This is a genomic window from Paraburkholderia sp. 32, assembly GCF_050435345.1.
GTDB classification, from domain to species: Bacteria; Pseudomonadota; Gammaproteobacteria; order Burkholderiales; family Burkholderiaceae; genus Paraburkholderia; species Paraburkholderia tuberum.
Genome location: NZ_JBNDKD010000003.1, coordinates 218,237 through 238,274, shown reverse-complemented (window position 1 = coordinate 238,274; position 20,038 = coordinate 218,237). Strand labels below are relative to the sequence as shown.

The 20,038-nt window shown below is 64.0% G+C and carries 15 protein-coding genes and 1 tRNA gene; 10 read left to right on the top strand and 6 right to left on the bottom strand.

The window, feature by feature from the left end; all coding sequences use genetic code 11:
* Positions 1-22 precede the first annotated feature (22 nt).
* Positions 23-556, bottom strand: a complete 534-nt coding sequence (locus OKW26_RS23785; RefSeq protein ID WP_184044011.1) for a GNAT family N-acetyltransferase — start codon at positions 554-556, stop codon at positions 23-25.
* Positions 557-923: 367 nt separating this feature from the next.
* On the opposite strand from OKW26_RS23785, the gene OKW26_RS23780 reads away from it, so the two are divergent.
* The 7 genes from OKW26_RS23780 to OKW26_RS23750 all read left to right on the top strand — a co-directional run bounded on the left by OKW26_RS23780 (position 924) and on the right by OKW26_RS23750 (position 10,107).
* On the top strand, positions 924-1,175 hold the full coding sequence (locus tag OKW26_RS23780) for an acyl carrier protein (protein WP_429355424.1): 252 nt from the start codon (positions 924-926) through the stop codon (positions 1,173-1,175).
* Positions 1,172-2,479, top strand: coding sequence for an acyl-CoA dehydrogenase family protein (locus OKW26_RS23775; protein ID WP_429355423.1), 1,308 nt, complete (start codon positions 1,172-1,174; stop codon positions 2,477-2,479). The genes OKW26_RS23780 and OKW26_RS23775 overlap by 4 nt, the downstream gene beginning before the upstream one ends.
* Positions 2,480-3,547, top strand: a complete 1,068-nt coding sequence (locus OKW26_RS23770; protein ID WP_429355422.1) for an amino acid--[acyl-carrier-protein] ligase — start codon at positions 2,480-2,482, stop codon at positions 3,545-3,547. It begins immediately after the preceding gene.
* Positions 3,544-4,617, top strand: coding sequence for a DUF1839 family protein (locus tag OKW26_RS23765; protein WP_429355421.1), 1,074 nt, complete (start codon positions 3,544-3,546; stop codon positions 4,615-4,617). Before OKW26_RS23770 ends, OKW26_RS23765 begins: the two co-directional genes overlap by 4 nt.
* Before the next feature lie 15 nt (positions 4,618-4,632).
* Positions 4,633-7,323: a glycosyl hydrolase 2 galactose-binding domain-containing protein gene (locus tag OKW26_RS23760; RefSeq protein WP_429355420.1), complete on the top strand. Its 2,691-nt coding sequence runs from the start codon at positions 4,633-4,635 to the stop codon at positions 7,321-7,323.
* Positions 7,324-7,950: 627 nt separating this feature from the next.
* Positions 7,951-8,685, top strand: a complete 735-nt coding sequence (locus tag OKW26_RS23755) for a Crp/Fnr family transcriptional regulator (protein ID WP_184068676.1) — start codon at positions 7,951-7,953, stop codon at positions 8,683-8,685.
* A 36-nt stretch (positions 8,686-8,721) separates the two neighbouring features.
* Positions 8,722-10,107, top strand: coding sequence for an undecaprenyl-phosphate glucose phosphotransferase (locus tag OKW26_RS23750; RefSeq protein ID WP_429355419.1), 1,386 nt, complete (start codon positions 8,722-8,724; stop codon positions 10,105-10,107).
* Positions 10,108-10,383: 276 nt separating this feature from the next.
* On the opposite strand, the gene OKW26_RS23745 is transcribed toward OKW26_RS23750, so the two are convergent.
* A complete protein-coding gene (locus OKW26_RS23745; RefSeq protein WP_026225425.1) occupies positions 10,384-10,806 on the bottom strand; it encodes a helix-turn-helix domain-containing protein in 423 nt (140 codons plus the stop codon).
* Positions 10,807-11,300: 494 nt separating this feature from the next.
* Complete coding sequence (locus OKW26_RS23740) at positions 11,301-12,530, bottom strand: glycosyltransferase family 4 protein (RefSeq protein WP_429355418.1); 1,230 nt, start codon at positions 12,528-12,530, stop codon at positions 11,301-11,303.
* Positions 12,531-12,895: 365 nt separating this feature from the next.
* Between OKW26_RS23740 and OKW26_RS23735 the strand changes: the two genes are divergently transcribed.
* Positions 12,896-13,138, top strand: coding sequence for a hypothetical protein (locus tag OKW26_RS23735; RefSeq protein ID WP_429355417.1), 243 nt, complete (start codon positions 12,896-12,898; stop codon positions 13,136-13,138).
* A gap of 49 nt (positions 13,139-13,187) precedes the next feature.
* Here the strand turns inward: OKW26_RS23735 and rpiA are convergent, their stop codons facing one another.
* The 3 genes from rpiA to rnr all read right to left on the bottom strand — a co-directional run bounded on the left by rpiA (position 13,188) and on the right by rnr (position 17,618).
* Complete coding sequence (gene rpiA / locus OKW26_RS23730; protein WP_429355416.1) at positions 13,188-13,883, bottom strand: ribose-5-phosphate isomerase RpiA; 696 nt, start codon at positions 13,881-13,883, stop codon at positions 13,188-13,190.
* Between the two features lie 375 nt (positions 13,884-14,258).
* A complete protein-coding gene (rlmB, locus tag OKW26_RS23725; protein ID WP_184029367.1) occupies positions 14,259-15,002 on the bottom strand; it encodes a 23S rRNA (guanosine(2251)-2'-O)-methyltransferase RlmB in 744 nt (247 codons plus the stop codon).
* Positions 15,003-15,134: 132 nt separating this feature from the next.
* A complete protein-coding gene (gene rnr, locus OKW26_RS23720; RefSeq protein WP_429355415.1) occupies positions 15,135-17,618 on the bottom strand; it encodes a ribonuclease R in 2,484 nt (827 codons plus the stop codon).
* 413 nt (positions 17,619-18,031) lie between these two features.
* On the opposite strand from rnr, the gene OKW26_RS23715 reads away from it, so the two are divergent.
* Together OKW26_RS23715 and OKW26_RS23710 are read left to right on the top strand one after the other, a co-directional pair.
* A tRNA-Leu gene (locus OKW26_RS23715) sits at positions 18,032-18,118 on the top strand.
* A 152-nt stretch (positions 18,119-18,270) separates the two neighbouring features.
* A complete protein-coding gene (locus OKW26_RS23710) occupies positions 18,271-19,479 on the top strand; it encodes a tyrosine-type recombinase/integrase (RefSeq protein ID WP_429355414.1) in 1,209 nt (402 codons plus the stop codon).
* Positions 19,480-20,038: the final 559 nt, after the last annotated feature.

Sequence of the window (20,038 nt, the reverse complement as noted above, 5' to 3'; positions counted from 1 at the left end):
CACGTACCCAACCGACCCGGCATCACAACAGTTCGAACGTATTGACGAACGGTGCGCCGTCGCGCTCGCGGCGCCTCGGACCGAAGCGCGCCTGAGCGCCGCGCACCTGACGCGTGAGACCGATGAACGGCATACCGTGTTCGAGGTACGGTCCCTCCGTCTTGCGAAAGCCGAACTGCTCGTAGAACCCGCGCAAGTCAAGCGGTGCGCTCACGCGCGTGGCGCGGCCCGGCCAGCGTTGGGCGACCGCTTCGAGCACACGCTCGATCAGCATCTCGGCGGTGCCGTCGCCGCGCCGCAGCGGACTCGTCAGCACCTTGTCGATCGTCACTTCCGGATCTTCGGAATCGCCGGGCTGCACCCGCGCATAGGCGAGCACCGGCATCGGCCGCGCCATGTCTTCGACCGCGAACACATGCAAGGCCTGCTCGTCGCGACCGTCCGCGTCGAGGCACACATGCGACTGCTCGACGACGAATACCGCACTGCGCGCACGCAGCACGACATACAACTCACGTGCAGATAGCTGATCGAACTCCAGCGTTTTCCAGTTCATCACGCCCCCGGCTGTCAAAATTTTCGGCGGGCCCGGCGATGCCTGCCGTGCGCGACGGCAGGCCGATCCATGACGGTCCCTCATCATCGACTACACGGTAACGTGCGCTAAAGATGTGCTTCCGTGCGCCATCGCACTGACGCTCGGGGTTGACGATCCTTAAATACGAGCCAACGAAGCGCAGCCTTGCCACGTTCGCCCGGTATCGCAGATGGCTTCACGCAGGCCCGCCTGCAACACTGCACTGCACCATCGCGAACGCACGCCGCGGTCTTCGCACCGCACGAAACTACACACGAAAATCAGGTGCCGACGTCATTCGACCTCGGCACCCATCGGCAGACCTTTGACCATAAGGGAGCACTGCATGAAAACTGCATTGAGACGCATCCTTTCCGAATCCGCACGCCTGGATGTCCCGCTGGAAAGCCTCGCCGACGACGCCGACCTCTATGCTGCCGGACTCTCATCGCTCGCGACCGTGCATCTGATGCTTGCCATGGAAGACGAATTCAACGTCGAAATTCCTGACCGTATGCTGACGCGCCGTCTGTTCTCGAGCCTCGACTCGATGGCCGCCGCGATGACGGAGTTGCAGCAGGCCAAGGCGGCAGCATGAGTGCGCCGCTGCTGGATCAGGCCGCCGCAGCGGCCTGCGGGGCGGCCTCGAACTCGACTACCGACGCACGGACCGGCGCTGGCCAGGGCGCTGCCACCGGGACGCTGAGCGCGCTCGATACCGGTCCCGAATGGCGTGCTGCAGCGCATCGTTGCGCGGCGATCGCCGCGCAGTACGCGGACGCCGTGGACCGCGAGGCGCGCTTTCCGGTCGAGGCGTTCGACGCGCTCAAGGCCGAGCGTTTGTTGTCGGCGATGGTGCCGACCGCTTTCGGCGGCGCGGGCCTGTCGCTTGCCGATATCGGTGCGATCTGCGAAACGCTCGCGCAGGGCTGCGCATCGACCGCGATGATCTATGCGATGCATCAGATCCAGGTCGCGTGCATCGACTCTCATCGCGGCGCCTCCGCCTGGCAAGCGAGCCTGCTTGCACAACTGGCCGAGCAGCAGTGGCTGCTCGCGTCGGCGACGTCGGAAGAGACGATCGGCGGCAACATGCGCACGAGCGCGTGCTCGGTGGAGCTCGATGGCGCGCGTTTTCGGATCGAAAAGCTCGCCCCGACGATCTCGTACGGCGCGCACGCCGACGGCATCCTCGTGACCGCGCGGCGCACCGCCGACGCGGCCGCGTCCGACCAGGTGCTGATCGTCGCGCTGCGCGCCGATACGCAGCTCGAGCGGCGTGGCGGCTGGGACGCGATGGGCATGCGCGGCACCTGCAGCGAGGGCTTCCGGCTCGTCGCGACGGGACTGGCCGAACAGATCCTCGCGACGCCGTTCGCCGACATCGCCGATCAGACCATGCTGCCCGTGTCGCACACGCTGTGGGCCTCGGTATGGACCGGCATCACCGTCGACGCGGTCAATCGCGCGAAAGCGTTCTTCCGCGCGCAGGCGCGCGCGAAGCCCGGCACGATGCCGCCGGCGGGCCTGCGGCTCGCCGAAGCGGTCGGGCTGCTGCAGATGATGCAGGCGCGTCTATCGGTCGCGCTGGAGGCCGCGCGCGCCGCGCATCAGGCACGCGAGGGCGCGACCCAGGCGGACGCCCCGCTCGCGGCGATGCTCGGTTTCGCGTCGGACATGAACACGCTGAAGACCAGCATTTCGACCACCGCGCTGCAGGTGGTACAGGAAGTGCTGATGATTTGCGGCATGGCGGGCTACAAGAACGGCACGCCCTATAGCGTCGGCCGCCATCTGCGCGACCTGCACTCGGCGCCCTTGATGATCAATAACGACCGTATCGCGCAGAACACCGCGAGTCTGCTGCTCGCGCAACGTCCTGCCGCGCCGGGGAGACCCTGAATGAAGCTGATGACCGATACCGCCGCTATCGCCGCGGCCGCCGCCGCCACGGACGTGGGGCCTTCGCTCACGCTGCGCGACGAGATGCTGGCCGCCGGCCTGCTGATCGACACCGGTGAAAACGGACTGTATGGCCGCAGCCAGGTTTTCGAGGATGTGATCGAGCGACTGAACCTCGCGATTACGCAGCTGGGTAAAGATCAGCAAGCCGAAGTATTGCGTTTTCCGCCCGCGATGCGCCGCACCGACTTCGAGGATAGCGAATACCTGAAGAGCTTTCCGAATCTCGCGGGCACCATCCATTCGTTTTGCGGCGACGACATGGGCCACCACCGTCTGCTGCGCGCGCTCGACGATGCGATGGCCGACAGCGACGACGACCGCGGCGACGCGTGGCTCGCGCAACAGAAACCGACGCGCGTCGTGCTGACGCCGGCCGCCTGCTATCCGATCTATCCGGTGATGGCGCGGCGCGGCGCGCTGCCCGCCGACGGCCGCACCGTCGACGTGCTGTCGTACTGCTTCCGTCATGAGCCGTCGCTCGATCCGGGCCGCATGCAGATGTTCCGTCAACGGGAATACGTGCGTCTCGGCAGCCCCGAGCAGGTGATGGCGTTCCGGCAGATGTGGATCGAGCGCGGCTCGCTGCTTGTGAAGCTGCTAGGCTTGCCGGTCGAAGTCGATCTCGCGAACGATCCGTTCTTCGGCCGCGGCGGCAAGATCGTCGCCGATAGTCAGCGCGCGCAGGCGCTCAAGTTCGAGTTGCTGATCGCGGTCGCCGATCCGCGCGGCAAGACGGCCTGCCTGTCGTTCAACTATCACATGGACCACTTCGGCGCGATCTGGAAGATCGCCTGCGAAGACGGCGCGACCGCGCATACGGGCTGTGTCGGCTTCGGCATGGAACGCATCACGCTCGCGCTGTTCCGTCATCATGGGCTCGACGTCGACGCGTGGCCCGACGAGGTGCGCGCGCTGCTGTGGGGCGATACCGAGACCCGCGTCGCGGATGCGCTGCAGGCAACGCAGGCGACGCCAACGGCGACCGTCGCCGGGGAGCGCGCATGAATCCATCGCCGACTTCGGCGCTTGCCGGCGCGCTCGCCAACTCGTCGTTGCCGCGACGCGCAGGCGATCCGCCGACGCATCAGCAGACCCACGCGGTGCCCGGTGCCGGCACGCAGTTGCGCGAGCACGTAGCGCACGCGCTGCATCAAGGCGAACGCGTGTGGCAGGAGACCAACTGCTATGTCGATCTGTGGATCGAGCTGCTGCACGGCTTCGGGCTCGATCCGCGTGCGGCGCTCGCGTTCACGGTCACGCAGGATTTCGAAGGCGATCAGTTCACGTTCTTCAAGTTTCCGCTCGACGATCTCGAACATCTGTATGGCACCCAGGTGCAGGAGCTCGCGATCTACGACTCGCTCGAAGAACGCGTGCTCGCGCAGACGCTGCGCGGCCACACCGTGCTCGTCGAGGTCGACGGCTACTACCTCCCCGATACGCGCGCGACCTCGTATCGCCGCGAGCATCCGAAGACCACGATCGGCATCGACTTCGTCGACACCGCCGCGCGCCGCCTCGGCTATTTCCACAACACCGGCTACCACCGGCTCGAGGGCGACGACTACGACGGCGTGTTTCGCAAGCTGCCGCATTTCACCGCGCAGCCCGATCTGCTGTTTCCCTACGTCGAGTTCGCCAAGCAGGCGCGGCCCGCGCTCGAAGGCACCGCGCTCGCGGAGGCGTCGGCGGAACTGCTGTGCGCGCATCTGGAACGGCGTCCGTTGACCAATCCGATTTCGCAATGGCGTGCCGCGTTTCCCGCGCATCTCGATACGCTGTTCGAGCGCGACGAGGCGTACTTCCATCTGTACTCGTTCAATCTGATGCGGCAGCTCGGCGCGAACTTCGAGTTCCTGTCGAAGTATCTGCAGTGGCTGTTCGCGCAAGGCTTCGAGATCCCGCCGACGATACCGGCCGCCGCGCAAAGCATCGCGTCGGAGTCGATGGTGATGCAGTTCCGGCTCATTCGCGCGATCGCGCGCGGCCGTCTCGATACCTGCGAAGACTGCTTCGACGTGCTTGAAAGCGCTTATGAAAAAACGCTGCCACCGCTGGCCGCTCTGGTGCGCTAATACGGTGATGCGTGGTTGCGCGCACTTCGTGCCGCGCGGTTTTTCCGGGAATTGACCGTGGATGTATCGACACTCGATCCGCCCGCTGACGAGGGCGATGCTGGCCGTGCGCGCGCGACCGGCGCGATCGCGCAAGCGCATGATGCAGGCACTGCCCGCGCCGCGCCCTCGCTATGGCCGCAACGGCTCGACACCGGCTGGGCCTGTCTGAGCACCCCGCCGCACGCCTATGAGTCGCCGGCCGATCTGCCCGCGCAAGGCTGGCTCGCCGCGCAGGTGCCCGGCACCGTCGCGAGCGCGCGGCTCGCCGCCGGTCTGCTCGATGTCGATCACCCGCCACCGCTCGCATTCGACGATCACTGGTATCGCGTCACGCTGATCGGTACGGGGCGGCGCCGCTTGCGTTTTCATGGACTCGCGACGCTCGCGCAAGTGTGGCTCGACGATGTGAAGCGGCTCGATTCCGCATCGATGTTCATCGCCCATGATCTGGATATCGACCTCGATGGCCGCGCGACGCTCGTGCTGTGCTTTCGCTCACTGACGCCAGCGTTGGCGGCCAAACGCTCGCGTGCGCGCTGGCGGCCGCGGCTCGTGTCGCCGCCGACGCTTCGCAGCGTGCGCACCACGCTGCTCGGCCATATGCCCGGCTGGTGTCCGTCGATTCAGACGGTCGGCCCGTGGCGTCCGATCGAAATGCTCGGCGACGCGCCGCACGCATTCGACACGATTGATCTGACCAGCCGGCTCCAGCAAGAGGATGGGGTTGTTTCGTTGACTTTACGTTTCGTACGCCCCCACGACGTCGCGGCCTGCCGCGCGACACTTTCTTGCGGCGACCATGTTTCGTCTTTGCAATGGCACGATGCATATACACTCACCGGCGACGTGCGCGTGCCCCACGCGAAACGCTGGTGGCCGCATACGCATGGAGAGCCCACTTTATATCCTCTGACGTTGCAGCTCGTCGACGGCAACGTGATCTCTCAGTCTCTGGGCTCGATCGGCTTTCGTCGTATCGAAGTGGACCGCGGCGCCGATGCTGCGGGTTTCGCCTTGCGCGTGAATGAAGTGCCCGTATTCTGTCGCGGCGCATGCTGGACCAGCGCCGATCTCGTCACGCTAGCAGGCACCGAAACGCAATTGCGCCATACGTTCGAGCTCGCGCGCGCCGCTGGCATGAACATGCTGCGCGTCGGCGGCACGATGCTCTATGAGTCCGATCTGTTTTATGCGCTCGCCGACGAGTACGGCCTGTTGATCTGGCAGGACTTCGCGCTGGCGAATTTCGACTACCCGAACGATGCCGCGTTCAGCGCATTGATCGAGCGCGAAGCGAGCCAGTTCCTGAGCCGCACGCGTCGCTTTGCCTCGCTCGCGGTGCTGTGCGGCGGCAGCGAGGTCGACCAGCAGGCGGCGATGTTCGGACTGCCCGCGGCGCAGCGCGCGCAAGCGTTGTTTACCGAGCTGCTGCCCGCGCTCGTCGCGCGCGAACGTGAGGACGTGCCCTATGTCAGCAATTCGCCATCGGGCGGCGCGTGGCCGTTCTCGACCAACGAGGGCGTCACGCACTACTACGGCGTCGGCGCGTATCAGCGCCCGCTCGCCGACGTGCGCCGCGCGCAGGTGCGCTTCGCGGCCGAATGCCTGGCATTCGCCAACGTCCCCGACGAGGCGACGCTGCACGACGCGCTCGGCACGATCCACACGCACGATCCGCGCTGGAAAGCCGCCGTGCCGCGCGATCCTGGCGCAGGCTGGGATTTCGACGACGTGCGCGATCATTATTTGCAGGCGCTTTACGGCGTCGAGCCGGCGCGCTTGCGCTATGAAGATGCGGCGCGTTATCTCGATCTGTCGCGCGCGGTGGTTGCCGAGCTGATCGGCGACGTGTTCGCCGAGTGGCGGCGCGCGGGCTCGTCGTGCGGCGGCGGCCTCGTGTGGCAGTTGCAGGATCTGCGCGCGGGCGCGGGCTGGGGCGTGATCGACGCGACGGGACGGCCGAAAAGCGCGCTGCACGGCTTCGCGCAGACACTGCAGCCGTTGCAGATCACGCTCACCGACGAAGGCCTGAACGGCCTCGATATTCATCTGATCAACGAGCGCGCACAAACGTTTTGCGGCGAACTCGAACTGGTCTGTCTGCGCGACGGCAGCGTGAAGGTCACGTCCGCGCGACGCGCGCTGACGCTTGCCCCGCGCAGCCTGCAACGCATCAGTGCGGCCGCGCATCTGGGCCAGTTCTTCGATTTCACGCATGCGTACCGCTTCGGCCCACGCGCGCACGATGTCACGATTGCAACGCTCTACGATGCCGCGAGTGGCGAGATCGTGTCCGAAGCGTTTCATCTGCCCGAGCGTAGCGTGCACGCGCGTGATGACCTCGGTATGACCGTCGAGGTCGAACGTCGTGACGACGGCAGCGGCTGGCAGCTTGCGATCGAAACGAAGCGCTTTGCGCGCTTCGTTCATATCATTGACCCTCGTTATCGCGCGGTGCGCGACTGGTTCCATCTCGCGCCGAACCGGCGCTGTATCGTGCCGCTGCATGCGCTCGAACCGCTGCTGCCGACCGCCTTCGCGGCGTCGCCGCAAGAACTCGTTGCTCCTGCATCAAACGCGGCCTTTAAAGTGGATGAAACATGCGGGGCACCCCAGGGGGAAGTCCGCGCGATCAATGCGCTATCCGCCATCTTCTACGGCTAGTGGTCATTCCGAACTAGTCGCACGTACGCGAAGCGCCCCAAAGCTCGCTTCGCAGGTCTCGAACTGTCTGCCCGGCTCGCTCACTGTTGGCTCGAACGCGACTGTTGCCTGCTTTGAGAGGCCTTACGTGCGACAGCGCACGCACTCCATTTAACACTTCTGAATCATTTCCGGCACTTCACGAGGAGCGCTTCAAAACGTGCATGCGGCGCCAGGTTCAAATCTGAGACAGCTTCGACAGCACCCAGTTTTTGGCCGTGAAGCCTTTGATATCAAGGGATTCGCCCAAACCCGAAGCTTTCATACGATGCATTCCCCATCCGGCAGGGGTGTGCAGAACTGAAACAAAAAGCCGCTTTTACTCTCCCGACGCGCTCCGGGTTTCTTCGCTGCGCCGCATCAGCAGGCGTTTTCCCTAACGTTGGCACGGTCCTCGCTACTACCTCCACGCAACAGAGTGTCACCGCACACGAGCGCAACAACAGAGGCGGTGGCAGACAGGCCTAAAACGGGGCCGATGTGTTCATCCAGGCTGCTCGCCGGGCAGCCCACTCCCGAGGATGCGGGCATCGGATCAAATAAACGGAGAGAGTCGCGCGAGGCGCGACTTTCATGCGAGGACCGATCATGTTGACACTTCAATCCGATTTGCACGGTAACCATCTGCTGGGCGCAATGCCGTCGCACGAATGGCAGGCACTAGCTCCCCACCTCGAACTGGTTCATCTGCGCACCGAGCAACTGCTATGCGACTCGGGTCAACGGATCCATCATGTGTACTTCCCCACCACCGCGATCATCTCGATGCTCTCGACGATGGAAGACGGCAGCTCCGTCGAGATCGCCGCGGTCGGCCGCGAAGGCATGACCGGCGTGCCGGTCCTCACGGGCGGCGAAACCATGCCCAACCGCGTACAGGTGCAATGCGCGGGCTTCGCCTACCGGATGAGCGCGCAGGCGCTCAAGCAGCAGTTCGCGCGCTCCGACTTTCTGCGCCGCCTGATGCTGCTGTATATGCACGCTCTTCTGACCCAGGTCGCGCAGACCGCCGCGTGCAACCGCCATCACTCGCTCAACAAGCAACTGTGCCGCTGGCTGCTGATCGAGGTGGACCGCGTGGCGTCGAACGATCTGATCGTCACGCAGCAGCTGATTGCCGACATGCTCGGCGTGCGCCGCGAAGGCATCACCGAAGCGGCCGGCAAGCTGCACGACGAAGGCCTGATTCATCATAGCCGCGGTCATATCAAGGTGCTCGACCGCAAGGGCCTCGAAGCCCGCGCGTGCGAATGCTACGGCCTCGTGAAACGCGAATTCGATCGTCTGCTGCCGCGACTGCGCCAGGCCGAGACCGTCGAATAAGCGGCACGCGGCTCGATGACCGGGGTCGATTTGCCTATGTTCAGGATTACTGCTCGATGTCTCGACGCACTGTTCGTGATTGCAGGCGGTCTGCTCGCCCACTGGATGCGCTTTTCCGCGCCGATCGCGTTCGCCGATACCGAGCGTCTTCTGATCGCGTTCAAGTGTGTGCTGGTTCTGTTGCTGTTTCCGGGCTTCGGGGTCTATGAGACGTGGCGCGGCAAGGCGCTCGCGCCGGTGCTCGCGCGAATCGCCGCCGCGTGGCTCACGGTGGTCGCGACCGCGCTCCTGCTCGCGTTCACGCTGCATCGGACGGATGCGGTGTCGCGCCTGTGGCTCGGCTACTCGACGCTGATCTCCGGCGCGTTGATCATCGCGACACGCTGCATCATGCACGTGGTGCTGCGCTTCGTACGTCGCCGCGGCATGAACGCGCGCACCGTCGCGATCGTCGGCGCACCGGGGTTTGCGCGCACGCTGCTCGCGCATCTCGAGCATGCGCCGCAAGCGGGCTTCAAACCGGTGTGCGTGTTCGACACCAGCGTGCAAGGCCACGACGCGTATGGCGCGCGTCTGACCCGCCTACCCGTGCTGACGGATCTGGAAGCGTTCGCGACGAAGGTACGCAATGACCGCGTGAACGAAGTGTGGCTCGCGTTGCCGCTTTCCGAGGAACACACGATCTACCGCTTCACGCGCACCTTCAGACACGACTTCGTCAATCTGCGCTTCATTCCCGACGTGCGCAGTCTGTCGCTGTTCAATCAAGCGATCGTCGATGTCGTCGGTTTGCCGACGCTGAATCTGAGCGCGACGCCATTCTCGTCGCCGCAGATGTGGCCCAAGCTGATGTTCGACCGCCTGTTCGCCGTGCTCGCGCTCATCGTGCTCGCGCCGGTGTTCGCCGTGCTCGCGATCGGCATCAAGCTCACGTCGCCGGGACCGGTGTTTTTCCGGCAGATCCGCAAGGGCGTCGACGGCCAGCCGTTCGGCATCTACAAGTTCCGCTCGATGACCGTGCACCAGGAAGAGCACGGCCAGATCACGCAGGCGACCCGCAACGACTTGCGCGTGACGAAGCTCGGCAGCTTCATGCGTCGCACGAGTCTCGACGAGCTGCCGCAGTTTCTGAACGTGCTGCTCGGTCAGATGTCGGTGGTGGGTCCGCGTCCGCATGCGGTCGAACACGATGATCTGTACAAGGACCAGGTATACGGCTACATGCACCGTTACCGCATCAAGCCCGGCATCACCGGCTGGGCCCAGGTCAACGGCTATCGCGGCGCGACCACCAAGGTCGAGAAGATGGAAGCGCGCGTGAAGTTCGATCTCTTCTATATCCAGAACTGGTCGTTCTGGTTCGACATGAAGATCGTCTTCATCACGATTTTCAAGGGCTTTGTCGGCCGCAACGCGTTCTGACCACGCCATCGAGGCAATCGCATCCGGGAGTGTCGGTCATCGTGCCGGCACTGCGGCGCATGCGAAGTGCGGGTACTGAAGGCGGTGCGCTGAAGGATCGCCGGAATGCGCCTGCGTTCCATTCGAGAAAAACACCCAACCGGGCAACAACGCGTACACGCCGCTGCGAATAGAAGCGCCAACGCCGGCGGCCCGATCGACAGCCGCCGTGGTTGACGCAAGATGAGCAGCCGCGACGGACCACGTCATGGACGGGTCCGCCGCGCGACACCGCCTCTACAGGAACGCGCTGACATCGGTCTGAAACCGTACCGCGAGCGCCTTGGCGACTTTCTTGCTGATCGCGCGGCGCCCCGCGAGAATATCGCTGACCACGGTCGGCGACGCGATGCCGGCCAGATCCTTCTGCTTGAGACCATGCGTGATCAGCAGATGGCGCAGGACCTCGCGCGGCTCCGCTTTTGGAATCGTCAGGTTGCGCGCTTGCCAATGACCGACCAGTTCCGTCACGATCGCGTGCAGATCGGCGAGCGGATCGTTGTCGTTGCCGCTTAGATGATCGGACAGCGAATTGGCGACTCGCACCATCTGGTGATAATCCTCTTCGGTGCGAATCGGCGTGATCGGCAACTGGCTCTTCAGCGCAGCCCACGTTGCGGAGATGTCGGGAAAGGGTCCCGGAAGGCGATCGGCATTCATGAGTTTTAATTCGTCCTCGTCCAAAAGCCGTCGGCGCGTTAATCGGTGACGCGCGAATGACGACTGCCTGTTGTAGTGAATCGCCGTGACACGCCGAATTGCCGGCACGGCGAACTTCGCAGTGAGGAAATTCAGCGATCACGATAGCGAACGTCTGCTTCAGGTCGTTATGGCCACGCGAGGCATGCCGCGCCAGCGAATATCTCGCCCATAGCGCGTGGCGCGCACCCCGATGTGGTTTTTTGAAGTCCAATACTGCTTGCTTGACAATGACCCGCCGCGGCTGGCCTTGCACCCGCGGCGCCTATCGCGCGATACGCGATACGCGCTGCCGACACAAAGCGCGAAGCGGACGCGCCCACACCAAGAGCCGCCCGGACGCGTTGGTCAGAACGGCTCGTTACTGCCCGTTGCGAAATCACTGCATGACGACGAAAACCTCTTTCTCTCCTATCGAAAACTCCCCGAGGCGAGAACGGCGAAACACCCTCACCTCATTGCCTCCACCTGCTTTTCGGCGCCGTGTCGCTGGCGATGCCGAGTTCCCGGGTCGCGAGATCGGGCTGCGCCCACCTCACCGGCTCCCCCAGTTCCATCGCCGGCAGACCCTGAGCGACCGCCGCAATCGTGCGCGTGACCTCGGCCATGAACGCCCGCCGGAACACCTGAGGCGAAAACCGCTCGGCATTCGCGCGACAGGCCGCCGGCGTGATGTACGCGCTCAGCCGCTCGAAGCGGTCGATCGCGTCGAGCATTGACACCGCCGTCTGACGCGCGAAGAAAACGCCGGTCGGGTGCGGGTCGCCGACCGGCACTACCGTTTCGAGCGCCCCGCCCCGGGCGAACGCAATGACCGGCGTGCCGCAGGCCTGCGCTTCGAGCGGCACGATGCCGAAATCTTCCTCGGCGGCGCACACGAAGGCTCGCGCACGCGCCAGATACTCCTTCAGTACGCCGAATGGCTGATAGCCGAGGACCGTCACGTTCGGTCCTGCCTTCGCGCGGATCGACGCCATTTGCGGCCCGTCGCCGATCGCGATCAGCTTGCGCTGCGGCGTGGCGTTGAACGTCTCGACGATCAGATCGATGCGTTGGTGCGGCACCATCCGCGACACGGTCAGATAGAAATCGTCTTTTTCGGTGCGCAGTTCGAATTCGTTCACGTCGACGGGCGGCGGAATCACCGCGGCATCGCGCCGATAGGTTTTCATCATGCGCCGCGCGACCGATTGCGAATTCGCGATCAGACGATCGACACCATTCGTCGACTGCGCGTCCCAGCCGCGCAGGTAATGCAGCAATACCCGCGCGGCCCACGACTTCGGCCCGCGCAGCAGATTCGCTTCGCGCAGATACTGATACTGCAGATCCCACGCATATCGCATCAGCGAGTGCACGTAACTGATGTGCGTCTGATGAGGGCCGACCAATACGCCCTTCGCGACTGCGCAAGAACTGGTGATGATCAGGTCATAGCTCGACAGATCGAACCGTTCGACGGCGAGCGGCATCAAGGGCAAATAGGCGCGATAACGGCTGCGCGCAAACGGCAGGCCTTGGATGAACGACGTGGTGACCGGCTTACCGGCAAGCGGCGTGCGATCTTCGAGAAAATCGACGACGCTGAAAATGTCGGCGTCGGGAAAGCACTCGATGATCTGCCCGAGCACTTTCTCGGCGCCGCCGGGAGCGACCAGCCAATCGTGCACGATCGCCACTTTCATATTCCGTCCTGTCTGTCACGAATCGCCACCTGGCCTCAGAGAAGAGTGTATGTGCCACGTTCCTGACTGTGCGTGCGCGTGCCCACATTCGACGTGCGACAGTACGCGAGTAATTCGGAGAGTCCGTTCGCGTCTGCAAAAACACGGCTTCATTCCCGCGCTTTCGTATGTGCACTACGCCTGACGTATCGCCTCACGCCTGCTCGCCAGTCCTGCCCACACCTTTACGATCGGAGCGCTGCGCGAACGACGGGCTAGCGACCTCGACGGCCGCTGTGCCTCGCGTGCCTCGCGTGCCTCGCGTGCCGTTTGGCGATCGGAGCAGTCAGTTGGGAGGGCCGGGTTCGCCTTGGGGGAATTTCGCCGTGCGCTGCACGGCGCGCGACGCAGTGGTGCTGCTGTCGGACGGTCCGTTGCGCGTGCGCTTCGCAGCGCCTGGCGCGCGGATGATCGGCGACGCGCGCGTGTCGGGCATCGCGCGGCGGGCATCGGCGGCTAATTGTCTGCGCACGGTGCCGGGCATTTTCCGCCAGGTGCGCGCGATTGCCGCCGCGGCGGGCGGTATAAGCGGGATCGTGCGGCACGACCGCAACAAAAAACGCGTGTGAACCGTTGGAGCGGCTCACACGCGTCAGAGCGAACAGAAACGCAATTCGCTTAATTCTGGCCGTACGTGATCGTCTGCACGCCGGTGTCCGTGCCGAGCAGGCACAGACTCGCGCCGCGGCCCGCGAACAGGCCGACCGTGACGACGCCGGGCCATGCGTTGATATGCGCCTCGAGCGTGCGCGGGTCGCTGATGCTCAAGCCCTTCACGTCGATGATCTCGTTGCCGTTGTCGGTGATAAACGGCACACCCTCTTTCGTCACACGCACGACGGGCACGCCGCCGAGCGCCGTCACGCGCCGGCCGATCGCGGTGCGCGCCATCGGCACGACTTCGATCGGCAGCGGGAAATAGCCCAGCGTCTCGACGACCTTGCTCGCATCCGCGATGCAGACGAATACTTCCGACACCGACGCGACGATCTTCTCGCGCGTGAGCGCGCCGCCGCCGCCCTTGATCATCGCGCCGCTGTGATCGATTTCGTCGGCGCCGTCGACGTACACCGGCAGCGAGTCGATCTCATTCAGGTCGAGCACCTTGAAGCCGTGCGATTGCAGACGCGCGGTGGTGGCGAGCGAACTCGACACCGCGCCGCGATAGCGGGATTTGGTGGCGGCCAGCGCGTCGATGAAGCAGTTCGCGGTGGAGCCCGTGCCGACGCCGATCACCGAGCCTTGCGGCACGTTGGCATTCACGTAATCGGCGGCGGCCTGGCCGACCAGTTGCTTGAGTTCGTCTTGAGTCATGGGAGAGGCGGGAAAAGCGTGAAAAACCCGTAGTTTACCGGAGTGGCGCGGAGAAGGCCGGGTTTGGGTGGCTTTGTGCCGCGGACCACGTTTGTTTGCCGGACACGATTGGACACATTGAGACACAGGAATCATCCATCGCCATCACGAATTGATCGGCGAAATTGATCTATTCATGAATGCGCACCCGATGGACCTTGATCCCGCTTTCGAAAGGGAATACGACACTGGCTTTTGCGCCAAATTGTGGGGCTACACTAAAGCGCCTCCTGCGCAAATAGCTGTATTTTCCGCACTCAAAGCAAAACGCCCGGAACCACCACCGCGTTCCGGGCGCCCACAATCGGGCAACAAACAAGAACGACGACAGAAAAACTACTTCTTCACCGCCCGCTGCCGCACAGCCTCGAACAGACACACTCCGCTAGCCACGGATACATTCAAACTCTCCACCGTTCCCGCCATCGGAATGTTCATGACGACATCGCAGGTTTCACGCGTCAGGCGTCGCATGCCCTCGCCTTCGGCTCCCATCACGAGCGCCACCGGCCCGTCGAGTTCCGTTTCGTAGACACTCTTCTGCGCGTCGTCGGCCGTGCCGACCACCCAGACACCCGCGTCCTTCAGTTCGCGCAGCGCGCGCGCCAGATTCGTGACCGTGATGTACGGGACCGTGTCGGCCGCGCCGCTCGCGACTTTCGCGGCGGTCGCGTTCAGTCCCACCGCGCGATCGCGCGGCGCGATCACCGCGTGGGCGCCGGCCGCGTCGGCGACGCGCAGGCAGGCGCCGAGATTGTGCGGATCGGTCACGCCGTCGAGCACGAGGATCAGCGGCGAGCCGCTGATGCCGTCGAGCAGTTCGGCGAGATTCTGCGCAAGCGGCAGATCGCCCGCACGCGCGACCACGCCCTGATGACGTTCCGTGCGCGCGAGGCCCCACAGACGCGTTTCGTCGGCGGCGATCAGACGCACGCCCGCGTCTTTCGCGGCGTGCAGGAATTCGGTCATACGACGGTCCTTGCGCGTCGCGTCGTAATAGACATCCTCGACCGTCGACGCATCGTGCCGGATACGCGCGGTCACTGCGTGGAAACCGTATAAGACCTTATGACGTGCCATGACTGAACAACCTTTGATGGGGCGCGCGTTCAACGCGCGCCACTGTGATGAATATGAAACCAAAAGGCAGACCGCGCGCAACCGGCACGTGCTCACGTGCCCGCTGCGCGCGGTCCCGGCGCTGTGAAAGCCTCAGCGCTTCTTGCGTGCCTGCTTCGACGCCGCCTTGGTCGCGACACCGTGCTTCCTCGCCACGCGCGCTTCCTTGACCGCCGCGCTCTGCGCGGGCGCGGCCCTCTTGCGCCGCGGACCCGGCACCGACGCGCCACTTTCCACCGGCGGCATCACGCGCACGCGCGGGCCAGCGCCTTCTGCCTTGTCCGCCGCGATACCGCGTGCCAAAGGCGGCTTGATCGGCGTATCGCGCACAAGGCGGAAGTCGATCTTGCGCGCGTCGAGATCGACGCGGCTCACCTGCACGCGCACGCGATCCGACAGCCGGTAGCGAATGCCGGTTCGCTCGCCGCGCAGCTCGTTCTTGATCTCGTCGTACTGGAAGTAGTCGGAGCCGAGTTCGGTCACATGCACGAGGCCTTCGATGAACAGAGAATCGAGCTGCACGAAAATACCAAACGACGTGACGCCGTTGACCATGCCGCCATACTCTTCGCCGAGCTTGTCGCGCATGAAATAGCACTTGAGCCACGCTTCGACATCGCGCGATGCTTCGTCCGCGCGGCGCTCGTTCGCCGAGCAGTGCAGCCCAAGTTCTTCCCAGATCGCCACGTTGTTCGCGCGCCCGCGGGCGCCCCGCTTTTCCTCGTCGGCCTGTTGCATCGCGCGGGCGCGCGGCGACAGTGCGGTATTGAGCTCGACGCCGTGCGGCGGCTGCGGCTGATACTTACGGCCCTGCAGGATCGCGTAGATCGCGCGATGCGTGAGCAGGTCGGGGTAACGGCGGATCGGGCTCGTGAAGTGCGCGTAGGCCTCGTAGGCGAGGCCAAAGTGGCCGATGTTGTCGGGGCTGTAGACCGCCTGCTGCATCGAGCGCAGCAGCATCGTCTGCAGCATCGAGGCGTCGGGCCGGTCGCGGATCTGCGCCATCAGTGCGGCGTAGTCGCTCGCGTGCGGCGTGTCGCCGCCGCCGAGCGTCAGGCCCATGCCGCGCAGGAAGGTACGCAGGTTCTCGAGCTTTTCCGCGCTCGGGCCCGCATGCACGCGGAACAGGCCCGGATGCTTGTTGCGCTTGAGGAAGTCCGCCGCGCACACGTTCGCGGCCAGCATGCATTCCTCGATCAGCTTGTGCGCATCGTTGCGCGTGCGCGGCACGATCTGCTCGATCTTGCCCTGCGCGTTGCAGACGATGTACGTCTCCGTCGTATCGAAGTCGATCGCGCCGCGCTTCTGACGCGCCGCGAACAGCGCCTTGTAGACGCCATACAGATTCTGCAGTTGCGGCAGCAACGCGGCGCGGCGGGTCGCTTCCGGGCCTTTGGTGTTTTTCAGCACCGCGGCGACTTCGGTGTAGGTGAGCCGCGCGGCCGAATGCATGACGCCCGGATAGAACTGATACGCCTTCACGTCGCCACGCGCGGTGACGATCATGTCGCACACGAGCACGCAGCGGTCGACTTGCGGATTCAGCGAGCACAGTCCGTTCGACAGCTTCTCCGGCAGCATCGGGATCACGCGGCGCGGAAAATACACCGACGTGCTGCGCTCGATCGCGTCGGTATCGAGCCCGCTTTGCGCAAGCACGTAATGCGACACGTCCGCGATCGCGACGATCAGGCGGAAACCGTCGCCGCGGCCCACCTGCACCGGCTCGCAATAGACGGCGTCGTCGAAGTCGCGCGCGTCCTCGCCGTCGATCGTGACGAGCGGCACGTCGCGCAGGTCGACGCGATGGCGAATGTCGGCCGGGCGCACTTCGTCGGGCAGCTTCGCCGCTTCGGCCAGCGCGGCCTCGCCGAACTCGTGCGGCACGCCGTACTTGCGCACCGCGATTTCGATTTCCATGCCGGGGTCGTCGATATCGCCCAGCACTTCGACCACACGGCCGAGCGGCTGCGAATGACGGCTCGGAAAATCGGTCAGCTCGACCACCACGACCTGGCCAACTTTCGCCTTGCGGGTGTTCTGCGTGATCAGGATGTCGTGGCCGATGCGCTTGTCTTCGGGCGCGACGATCAGCGCGCCGTTCTCGTTGAGCAGACGGCCGATCACGCGCTTGTTCGCGCGGTCGGTGACCTCGACGATGTGCCCTTCGGGCCGCCCACGCCGGTCATAGCCGACGATGCGCGCGAGCACGCGGTCGTTGTGCATGACCTTCTGCATCTCGCCGTTGGGCAGGAACAGGTCGTCCTGGCCGTCGTCGCGAATCAGGAAACCGTAGCCGTCGCGATGGCCCTGGACGCGGCCCGCGACGAAGTTCGACGGATGGGTCAGTTGATAGAGATTGCGCTGATCGAGCCGGATCTGGCCGTCGCGCTCCATTGCGCCGAGACGCTTGAAAAATCCTTCGCGCTCCTGGCGCTTGATCGACAGGGCTTCGGCGATGTCGTTCGCGGCAAGCGGCATTTCACTCGTGCGCAGCACGCCGAGGATTTCTTCGCGGCTTGGAATCGGATACGGAAATTTGCTCAAGGGCTTGTCGATGATTTTTTCTCGTTGCATGGACGTCGGTCGGCGATGTGATCCGGCCTGGAAGGCGTTTGCGTAATGCGCGCAGTCGCGCTCGGCTGCATCTGCACGGCGGCTGCGCTGGCTCGGTCATTGCACCTGCTGCTTTCTGCTCTTCTGCTCCACTGCGATTTGCACCGGAAACTGCCTGGGTCCGGCTCGTTCGACGCCAGCCGACGCGCGTCTGCCTGATCGCAAGTGACACTCGCGTCGGGACGCCGGATGTGCATCGTGCCAACGAACTACTGCGAGGCATTCTAACACCCGTGTCGGGCGCCACGCGGGCCTGCGGCGGTGGTTGGGACGCATAGTGCGCCGGGCTCGCCGCGAGGTTGAATCGCGTTCGGCAAATCGCTTGACAGGTCGGAATCTGTCGCTATAATTGCGGTCTTTGCTGTTCATCACCTGCCCAGGTGGCGAAATTGGTAGACGCACTAGGTTCAGGTCCTAGCGGTGGCAACACTGTGGAGGTTCGAGTCCTCTCCTGGGCACCATCAGTTGTTCCGGCGTAAGCCGTAGTGGTCCGAGAAACCCCGTAAGATCAAGGTCTTACGGGGTTTTTTGTTGCCTGCAGTTCCGTTACGTTCCGCTGACGTCGATCATTTTTACGTATACTGTTGCGTATACCAGATTCGGGGGCTTTCTCATGCCCAGACGCGTCGATTCGAAGTCGGAATTGGTCTTTCGCGCCGCCAAGCCGCGCGCGCAGCCTTACCTGCTCGCTGATGGAAATGGTCTTGCACTGAGGGTCCGGCCAAACGGTACCCGGACGTGGCTGTTGCGATATCGGCGACCAGGCACCAGCAAGGAAAACTTCCTCAGCCTTGGTCCCTACCCTGACGTCTCGCTCGTGGATGCGCGTAAAGCAGCCACCATCGCGCGCAACCTCGTCCGCGATGGCACCGATCCCGTCGAGCACCGGAGAGCCGAGTCAGCGGCGCGCAAGCGCGCAGCCGAAGGCGCATTTCAGCTTGTGGCTCAGAAGTGGCTCGCATTCAAGCGCAAGGAGTGGGCCGATGAGACGTACCGGAAGGCCGAGTTCGTGGTGCGCGAGTACCTGAGTCCGGCGCTTGGCAATAAGCCGATTTCGACCTTGGCTACGCCCGAGGTCAAACCCGTGCTGGAAGCGATTGCGGCGCACGCGCCGAACCTCGCCACGAAAGCGCGCCAGTACGTCGGCGGCATCGTGACCTACGCAATACAACACGGTCTAAGAGAAGACGGTATTCCGCTGTCGCTGCGCGGCGTCATCCCACGGCATAAGAAAGGGCATATTCCGGCAATCACGAAACCCGCCGAGATCGCGCCGCTCGTGCAAGCCATTAACACCTATAAATCGCCGATCACGCGGGCCGCCCTGAAACTGACCATGCTTACCGGTCTGCGTCCGGGGATGGTCGCAGCCGCACCCTGGGACGAAGTGGATCTCGATGTGGCCGAATGGCACGTCCCGGCCGGCCGGATGAAGATGCAGCACGAGCACATCGTGCCACTGCCGAAGCAAGCGGTTGAGTTGCTCGAGGAACTCGAGGCTCTGACCGGCCGCGGACACTACGTCTTCCCCTCACCGGCGCGCCAGAAGACGCCGCATTTGCACCGGGATGCCCTAAGCAAGGCATTGCGCGAATTGGGCTTCCAGGGAAAGCATGCAACTCACGGATTCCGCGGCATGCTACGCACCGTGGGGACGGAGCGGCTAGGCATCGACATCGACATTTTGGAGGCGCAACTCGCGCACGCAAAACGAGGGGACGTGCAGAAGGCGTATGACAGGACAACCTTCGACGATGACCGTCGCCGCGTTATGCAAGAGTGGGCTGATTACATTGACCGGCTCTGCAGCGCGAAGCCGTAATTGAGCCGACCGATGACGACGCCCTCGCTACTTGGAGCACCGCCCATTCTCATTCAACGCCTTCTCGCTCGTCTTGGGCACCCTCCCCACTCGATTGTCAATCCCAAGGCGGGAGCCCAGTCGGGACAGCGTTTCCGCCTTGTCACGCTGGATCGATACCGTCAGTGATACCGGAAACTCCAAGCAGCAGTTGTCAGCTTTGACGAGACTGTATCGGAGAATCGACCCGTGCTTCCATTGAAAGATCGCAGACACGAAGCATTCGAGGACGGCTTCTGTCGAAATACCGTCGTCGATACCGTCAGGCACGTTCCAACACGGTCCCGGCAGAGCCTGCGGAAGCTATGCTACGCCCTCAGAAGCGGGGAAGCTTCTCTGCGACAAAGCAAACGCTCTCGAAGCGCTACAGCCGCCGCAATCAAAATAATAGTGGCAAATTCTTGCACCGCCACGCTCAATTCCACGATTCCGGGCTGCGCCTCACCGATGTCGATCTCATATTGGCCGGCTGCTATTTCGACGTCTACATCTCATTTGCGCGGGCCCACCCGGTCTCAGC

Bases quoted from the DNA above. Each gene is read 5' to 3' on its own strand.
- rpiA (WP_429355416.1), bottom strand. From the start codon at position 13,883: ATGACTCAAGACGAACTCAAGCAACTGGTCGGCCAGGCCGCCGCCGAT.
- OKW26_RS23785 (WP_184044011.1), bottom strand. From the start codon at position 556: ATGAACTGGAAAACGCTGGAGTTCGATCAGCTATCTGCACGTGAGTTG.
- OKW26_RS23710 (WP_429355414.1), top strand. From the start codon at position 18,271: ATGCCCAGACGCGTCGATTCGAAGTCGGAATTGGTCTTTCGCGCCGCC.
- OKW26_RS23755 (WP_184068676.1), top strand. From the start codon at position 7,951: ATGTTGACACTTCAATCCGATTTGCACGGTAACCATCTGCTGGGCGCA.
- rlmB (WP_184029367.1), bottom strand. From the start codon at position 15,002: ATGGCACGTCATAAGGTCTTATACGGTTTCCACGCAGTGACCGCGCGT.
- OKW26_RS23765 (WP_429355421.1), top strand. From the start codon at position 3,544: ATGAATCCATCGCCGACTTCGGCGCTTGCCGGCGCGCTCGCCAACTCG.
- OKW26_RS23775 (WP_429355423.1), top strand. From the start codon at position 1,172: ATGAGTGCGCCGCTGCTGGATCAGGCCGCCGCAGCGGCCTGCGGGGCG.
- OKW26_RS23740 (WP_429355418.1), bottom strand. From the start codon at position 12,530: ATGAAAGTGGCGATCGTGCACGATTGGCTGGTCGCTCCCGGCGGCGCC.
- OKW26_RS23770 (WP_429355422.1), top strand. From the start codon at position 2,480: ATGAAGCTGATGACCGATACCGCCGCTATCGCCGCGGCCGCCGCCGCC.
- OKW26_RS23780 (WP_429355424.1), top strand. From the start codon at position 924: ATGAAAACTGCATTGAGACGCATCCTTTCCGAATCCGCACGCCTGGAT.
- OKW26_RS23750 (WP_429355419.1), top strand. From the start codon at position 8,722: ATGTTCAGGATTACTGCTCGATGTCTCGACGCACTGTTCGTGATTGCA.
- OKW26_RS23745 (WP_026225425.1), bottom strand. From the start codon at position 10,806: ATGAATGCCGATCGCCTTCCGGGACCCTTTCCCGACATCTCCGCAACG.
- rnr (WP_429355415.1), bottom strand. From the start codon at position 17,618: ATGCAACGAGAAAAAATCATCGACAAGCCCTTGAGCAAATTTCCGTAT.